This window comes from Streptomyces sp. NPDC127097, from assembly GCF_042724075.1.
Classification (GTDB): Bacteria; Actinomycetota; Actinomycetes; order Streptomycetales; family Streptomycetaceae; genus Streptomyces.
Genome location: NZ_JBHXFI010000017.1, coordinates 125488 through 132153 on the forward strand (window position 1 = coordinate 125488; position 6666 = coordinate 132153).

At 71.6% G+C, this 6666-nt stretch carries 6 protein-coding genes and 1 tRNA gene; 5 read left to right on the forward strand and 2 right to left on the reverse strand.

What is annotated here, in order from left to right:
• Positions 1-95 precede the first annotated feature (95 nt).
• The 4 genes from ACFWJW_RS16050 (at position 96) to ACFWJW_RS16065 (ending at position 4890) form a co-directional block, all read left to right on the forward strand.
• Positions 96-1715, forward strand: a complete 1620-nt coding sequence (locus ACFWJW_RS16050) for a NuoM family protein (RefSeq protein WP_387240652.1) — start codon at positions 96-98, stop codon at positions 1713-1715.
• Positions 1715-3247: an NADH-quinone oxidoreductase subunit N gene (locus tag ACFWJW_RS16055; RefSeq protein ID WP_387240595.1), complete on the forward strand. Its 1533-nt coding sequence runs from the start codon at positions 1715-1717 to the stop codon at positions 3245-3247. Before ACFWJW_RS16050 ends, ACFWJW_RS16055 begins: the two co-directional genes overlap by 1 nt.
• A gap of 248 nt (positions 3248-3495) precedes the next feature.
• Entirely contained in the window at positions 3496-4359 is an 864-nt protein-coding gene (gene htpX, locus ACFWJW_RS16060; RefSeq protein ID WP_387240598.1) for a zinc metalloprotease HtpX, read from the forward strand.
• Between the two features lie 138 nt (positions 4360-4497).
• Positions 4498-4890, forward strand: a complete 393-nt coding sequence (locus ACFWJW_RS16065) for a YccF domain-containing protein (RefSeq protein WP_387240601.1) — start codon at positions 4498-4500, stop codon at positions 4888-4890.
• A gap of 53 nt (positions 4891-4943) precedes the next feature.
• Here the strand turns inward: ACFWJW_RS16065 and ACFWJW_RS16070 are convergent, their stop codons facing one another.
• Positions 4944-5681, reverse strand: a complete 738-nt coding sequence (locus ACFWJW_RS16070) for an antibiotic biosynthesis monooxygenase (protein ID WP_387240604.1) — start codon at positions 5679-5681, stop codon at positions 4944-4946.
• A gap of 134 nt (positions 5682-5815) precedes the next feature.
• Positions 5816-6304: a YajQ family cyclic di-GMP-binding protein gene (locus ACFWJW_RS16075; RefSeq protein WP_030262720.1), complete on the reverse strand. Its 489-nt coding sequence runs from the start codon at positions 6302-6304 to the stop codon at positions 5816-5818.
• 190 nt (positions 6305-6494) lie between these two features.
• Here ACFWJW_RS16075 and ACFWJW_RS16080 point away from each other — a divergent pair.
• Positions 6495-6576: transfer RNA gene (locus ACFWJW_RS16080), tRNA-Tyr, on the forward strand.
• Positions 6577-6666: the final 90 nt, after the last annotated feature.

Sequence of the window (6666 nt, forward strand, 5' to 3'; positions counted from 1 at the left end):
GGGGCCGGCCCCCGCACCCCCAGCCGACAGCCTTCGTGGCCTGCCTCGCCGGAGCCGCACCCCGCAGGAGGGCCTGACCCGTGAATCACACCGCTATGCAGCTTCTCCTCGCGGCCGTCGTCGTCCTCCCCCTCGTCGGCGCGCTCGCCGCCCTGCTCCCCGCCCCGCCCGGCCTCCGGGGCAAGAACCCCGACCAGGCCGTACTGCGCCACGGCGTGGCCGTCACCGGTGTCGTGCTCGCCGCCGCGATCGCGCTGGCGGCCGGCTTCGACCACGACCACCCGGCCCGTATGCAGGCCACCACCGACCTCAGCTGGATCCCGGCGCTCGACATCCGCATCCACCTCGGCGTCGACGGCATCTCACTCCCCCTGATCGTCCTGACCGCGCTGCTGACCTTCCTCTGCGCGCTCTACACCTACTTCAAGATGCCAACGGGCCCGTCTCCCAAGGCATTCGTGGCCCTGCTGCTCACTCTTGAGGGCGGCACCCTTGCCACCTTCGCCGTCCTCGACCTGATGCTCTTCTTCCTCGCCTTCGAGATGGTCCTCATCCCGATGTACTTCCTCATCGCCCGCTGGGGCGGGGCGGGAAAGCAGGCGGCGGCCTGGAAGTTCATCCTCTACACGCTGCTCGGCTCCGTCGTGATGCTGCTCGGCCTCCTCCTCATCGGCGTGAAATCCGGCACCTTCGACATGGTGGCACTCGCCACTGACAACGGCCCGAAAGCCCAGCTCAGCCACACCGTTCAGCTGCTGGCGGTGCTCGCCGTCGGCATCGGACTGGCCGTCAAGTCCCCGATGTGGCCGCTGCACAGCTGGCTGCCCGACGCGCACACCGCCGCCCCCACCGTCGGCTCGGTGCTGCTGGCCGGCGTGCTGCTGAAGATGGGCACCTACGGCTTCGTACGGATCGCGCTGCCCATCACCCCCGAGGGCATGCAGACCTTCGCGCCGTACCTCGCCGCGCTGGCCGCCGTCGGCATCATCTACGGCTCGCTCGCCTGCCTCGCCCTCGTACGCAAGGGCGCCAAGGGCGACCTCAAGCGTCTGATCGCCTACAGCTCCGTCGGCCACATGGGCTTCGTCCTGCTCGGCATCGCCAGCATGACCCCCACCGGCGTCAACGGCGCGCTGTTCGCCAACATCGCGCACGGCCTGATCACCGGCCTGCTCTTCTTCCTGGTCGGCGCCCTCAAGGACCGCACCGGAACCACGGACCTCGACGCCCTGGCCGGCACCACCGGCGCCGCCCTCTACGGCAAGGCGCCCCGCTTCGGCGGCCTGCTCGCCTTCGGCGCCGTCGCCTCCCTGGGCCTCCCCGGACTCGCCGGGTTCTGGGGCGAGATGCTGGCGATGTTCGGCGCCTTCCAGCCGGCCGCCGGCCTCAGCCGCCCCGCCTTCCTGACGTTCATGGTGCTGGCCGGCCTCGGCACCCTGCTGACCGCCGCCTACCTGCTGCTCGTCGTCCGCCGCGTCTGCATGGGCGGCACCCCGCACCTCGCCCCGACCGCCCCGCTCGGCACCGCCGACCCGGCCGGCGAGGACCCGTCCGGACAGCCCGCACCGGCCCCCGCCGTCCCCGACATCGCGCGCTACGAATACGCGGCCTGGTCCCCCCTCGCCGTCCTCACCGTCCTTGCCGGACTGTGGCCCGCGGCCCTCCTCGGCCTCACCGACCCGGCCGTCCAGCAGCTCCTCGGAGGCGGTAAGTGATGAGCTCGATCACGCCCCTGGTCCAGTCCGTCGACTGGCTCGCCCTCGCGCCGCCCACGCTCACCGCGGCCGTCGCCCTGGTGGTGCTCGTCGCCGACCTCTTCCTCCCGGCGGCCCGCAAGCCGCTGCTGGGCTGGATCGCCACGGCGGGGCTCGCGGCCTCCGCGCTGCTCCTGCTGCCCCTCTTGGGCGGCGGCAGGAAAACCTTCTGCCTGCCCGCCCACCCCGACGTGTGCAGCTATGTGGCCGACCCGTTCACCCTGGTCATCCAGTTCCTGGTGCTCGGCGGGGCGCTGCTGACCGCCCTGCTGTCCATCGACACCGTCAAGGACCAGGGCCTGCCCACCGGGGAGTACTGGTTCCTGCTGCTCTCCTCGGCGGCCGGCGCCGCCCTGCTGCCCGCCTCCCGGGACCTCGCCACCCTCGTCATCGCCCTCGAAGTGGCCTCGCTGCCCGCCTTCGCCCTCGTCGGGCTGCGGCGCGGCGACCGGCTCTCCTCCGAGGCGGCGCTGAAGTTCTTCCTGTCCTCGGTGGCCGCCACCGCCGTGATGCTGCTCGGCGTGAGCTTCCTGTACGCGGCCACCGGCAGCCTGTACCTCTCCCGGGTGGCGCACGCCCTCACCGCGCTGCCCGACCCCCGGCTGGCCACGCTGGCGAGCGCCGGCGTCGCGCTCACCCTGGTCGGCTTCGCCTTCAAGACCGCCGCCGCCCCGTTCCACTTCTGGGTGCCGGACACCTACGTCGGCGCGCCGCTGCCCATCGCCGGTTACCTCTCCGTGGTCGGCAAGGCCGTCGGCTTCTCCGGCCTGATCCTCGTCACCGTCCAGGGCTTCCCGTCCTACGCGGACGTCTGGGGCCCGGCGCTGGCCGTCCTCGCCGCCCTCACCATGACCGTCGGCAATGTCGCGGCCGTCCGTCAGAACCCCCGCCGGGCGCACAGCGCCGTCCGCCTGCTCGCCTGGTCGTCGGTCGGCCAGGCCGGCTACCTCCTGGTGCCGATCGCGGCGGCCGGCTACACCAGCGATCCGGCGCACGCCATCGGCTCCACCGTCGCCTACGCCCTGATGTACGCGGCCGTGAACCTGGGCGCCTTCGCCGTCGCCGCCCTGGTGGCCCGTACGAGCCCCGCCAACCGCATCACCGACTACCGGGGCCTGTACGCCCGCCGTCCGCTGGCGGCGCTCGCCCTGGGCTTCTTCCTGCTGTGCCTGGCCGGCCTGCCGCCGGGCATCATCGGCCTGTTCGCCAAGGTCACGGTCTTCTCCGTGGCCGTCGACGCGGGCCTGGCCTGGCTCGCGGTGATCATGGCGATCAATGTCGTGATCGCGCTCTACTACTACCTGAAGTGGACCACGATCCTCTTCAGGGGAGCCGAAGCCGCACGCGGCACCGCCCCGGCGGAGCAGCAGCCGCCCCGCGCCGGGATCCCGGCCCCCCTCGTCACCGCCATCGCGCTCGCCACCGTCCTCGGCATCGCCCTCTCCGGCGCCCCGCAGCTCGTCCTGCGCTTCGCCTCCGGGGCGCTGCTCTAACCGGCCGGCCGGCGGATCCCCGCCCGCTCCGGTCCGCTCCCGGCGGCCCGGAGCGGCCCCCAGGCTCCCCAGGCCACCTGTACGGCGGCGGGCCCCACCGCGCGCGTCTGGGGGCCCCGCCCGGCCCGCCGCGCGCGCACCGGGGAACCAGGCTCGTTCATCTCGCGTTGACCAGTGAGTAAGGGTCCACTGGAGAGTGGAGAAACGCAGCACAGGGTTCCCCTGCCGCACCGCTTGGAGGGCGTACCGTGCACCGCCGGCACAACGGGCTCAGGACCGCCGTACTCCTCGGGGGACTGTCCGCCCTCATCATCGTCATCGGCAGCCTCTTCGGCCGTACGGGCCTGATCATCGCCGTCGTCGTCGCCCTGGGCACCAACGCCTACGCGTACTGGAACAGCGACAAACTCGCCCTGCGGGCCATGCGCGCCCGCCCGGTCAGCGAGTTCGAGGCGCCCCAGCTCTACCGCATGGTCCGCGAGCTCTCCACCACGGCCCGCCGGCCCATGCCGCGCCTGTACATCTCCCCGACCCAGGCGCCCAACGCCTTCGCCACCGGCCGCAACCCCCGCAACGCCGCGGTCTGCTGCACCGACGGCATCCTCCAGCTGCTCGACGAGCGCGAGCTGCGCGGCGTCATCGGCCATGAGCTCAGCCATGTCTACAACCGCGACATCCTCATCTCCTCGGTCGCGGGCGCGCTGGCCTCCGTCGTGATGTTCCTCGTCAACTTCGCCTGGCTGATTCCCATAGGCCGCTCCGACGACGACGAGGGCCCCGGCCTCCTGGGCATGCTGCTGATCATGATCCTCGGGCCGGTCGCGGCCGGGCTCATCCAGCTGGCCGTCAGCCGCTCCCGCGAGTACCAGGCGGACGCCTCGGGCGCCCAGCTCACGGGCGACCCCCTGGCCCTGGCCTCCGCCCTGCGCAAGCTGGAGGCGGGCACCCGGCAGCTGCCGCTCCCGCCCGAGCCACGGCTGGAGACCGCCGGCCACATGATGATCGCCAACCCGTTCCGGGCGGGCGAGGGCATGACCCGGCTGTTCTCCACCCACCCCCCGATGCGCGAGCGCATCGCCCGTCTGGAGCAGATGGCGGGCCACCGTCCCTGACGGGCCAGGGGCCGCGGGGGAGCGGTGGCCGCCGCCTGCCGCCCGCCGCATGATGAACGCAACGCAACGCTTCACCCGGCCCAGGGCGTCCTGCCCGGCAGTGATGTTCTCCGCCGTGCCCGTGGAAGGCTGCTGATCATGAAGTTCATCCTCAACATCCTCTGGCTGGTCCTCAGCGGCTTCTGGATGGCGCTCGGCTATGTGGCCGCGGGCATCATCTGCTGCATCCTCATCATCACCATCCCGTTCGGCATCGCGTCCTTCCGGATCGCCGGCTACACCCTGTGGCCCTTCGGCCGGACGACCGTGGTGCGCCATGACGCCGGCGCCGGCTCGGCGATCGGCAATGTCATCTGGATCATCTTCGCGGGCTGGTGGCTGGCCCTGGGGCACATCATCACCGGCCTCGCCCTGTGCGTGACGATCATCGGCATCCCGTTCGGCATCGCCAACTTCAAGCTGATCCCGGTCTCCCTGATGCCGCTGGGCCGCGACATCGTCCCCACGGACGAGCCCTTCGCCACCCGCTGACCACCCACCCCGCCCGGCCCCGAGGGGGTGTCTCGAAGAGCCACCCCCTCGCCTCACACCCGTACGAGCCCCCGAGGGGCCACGAACCGCCGGAACCCGAGCGGCTCCACCCCCGGCAGCCCGTCGATGAAGCTCCGCACCTCCCCGCCGCGCCCGAGCCGGACGCCGAGCTCCCGTTCGTGCGACTCCGGATCCGTCCACTCGCTGTAGTTGACGACCCGGTCGCCCTCGTCGCTGATGTGGAAGTGCGAGGCGATCCCGCCCTCCCCGCGCTGGACCTCGCCGACCAGCTCCAGGAGCCCGTCCACGAGTCCCCGGGCCGCCTCGTGCCCCGCCGTCCGGAAGGCGACGCGTACGACGCAGCCCGGCTCCCTCGGCGCGCCCTGCGGCAGCATGCTGCGGTACAGCCGGAAGCGGCCGGGACCGGCATCGCCGACGTCCCCCACCCCGTCCAGCACCGCCGCGATCCGCTCGCTCAGCCCGGTGTTCTCGGTCCGTACGAACTCCCGGTGCGCCGCCTCGCTCGTCCACTGCGCGTAATGGAGCACACCGCGCCCGTCCGTCCCGGCGAACAGCACCCGCGACAGGAAGCCCGCCGGCAGCGGCGTCTCCTCCCAGGCGCGGGCGACCCCGTCCAGGACGGCCCGCTGCCCCGACGGGCCGCCCGCGTCCCACTCGCTGATCAGTACGGCCCCGGCATCCGCCCGCCGTATTTCCGGGAACACATCACGGCGGAACCCGGCCCCCGGGCCGGTGGCGGGACGGGCCGGTGCGTCATGAGAAGAAGTCATGCCACGACCCTGCGATCTCAAGCGCGGTTGAGGTCAAGTGCCCTGTGGGGCCGCCCATTTCGCCGCCCGATACACCGGTGGGGCGGCACGCCGAAGCGCGCCGCCCCATCCTGTGGCACCCGGAATCCGGGCTCCTACCGGTAGTTCACGAACTGGAGCGCGAAGTCCAGGTCCTTGCCCTTCAGCAGCTGCTGCACCGCCTGAAGGTCGTCCCGGCTCTTCGAGCTGACCCGCAGCTCGTCGCCCTGCACCTGCGCCTTGACGCCCTTCGGGCCCTCATCGCGGATGATCTTGGCGACCTTCTTCGCGTTCTCCTGCGAGATCCCCTCCTCGATCGAGGCGAAGATCTTGTACTCCTTGCCCGAAGCCTGCGGCTCGCCGGCGTCCAGCGCCTTCAGGGAGATCCCACGCTTGACCAGCTTGGACTGGAAGATGTCGAGTACCGCCTTCACCCGCTCCTCGGCGTTGGCCCGCATCTCGATCTTCTCGCCCGACCACTCGATCGACGCGCCCACGCCCTTGAAGTCGTAGCGCTGCGAGATCTCCTTGGCGGCCTGGTTGAGGGCGTTGTCGACCTCCTGCCGCTCTACCTTCGAGACGATGTCGAAACTGGAGTCGGCCATGTTGAGTTGGCTCCTCGTACCTAGATCCGTCAGGGGTGCGGCCCGTCCCCGGACCGCCTGCCAAGCCTAGCCACCCGGCCAAGATCCAGCGCTCCCGAATCGAGTGGCGAACCACCCCCAGCCATCGGGTATGGTTTACGTCGTTGCCACGGAGCACCGCCTCACAGCGGCTCTCCCGGCAGCAAACCCAGGCGGTGTGCCCGAGCGGCCAAAGGGAGCAGACTGTAAATCTGCCGGCTCAGCCTTCCCAGGTTCGAATCCTGGCGCCGCCACAGGTGAGAAGGGGGGCCGGGGGGGCCGGAAAAGATGTGACGCGGGCCCCGGGGGGTTTACCCCCCGCCCCCCCCCCCCCCCCCCCCCCC

Bases quoted from the DNA above. Each gene is read 5' to 3' on its own strand.
- ACFWJW_RS16075 (WP_030262720.1), bottom strand. From the start codon at position 6,304: ATGGCCGACTCCAGTTTCGACATCGTCTCGAAGGTAGAGCGGCAGGAG.
- ACFWJW_RS16065 (WP_387240601.1), top strand. From the start codon at position 4,498: ATGAAGTTCATCCTCAACATCCTCTGGCTGGTCCTCAGCGGCTTCTGG.
- ACFWJW_RS16050 (WP_387240652.1), top strand. From the start codon at position 96: ATGCAGCTTCTCCTCGCGGCCGTCGTCGTCCTCCCCCTCGTCGGCGCG.
- ACFWJW_RS16055 (WP_387240595.1), top strand. From the start codon at position 1,715: ATGAGCTCGATCACGCCCCTGGTCCAGTCCGTCGACTGGCTCGCCCTC.
- ACFWJW_RS16070 (WP_387240604.1), bottom strand. From the start codon at position 5,681: ATGACTTCTTCTCATGACGCACCGGCCCGTCCCGCCACCGGCCCGGGG.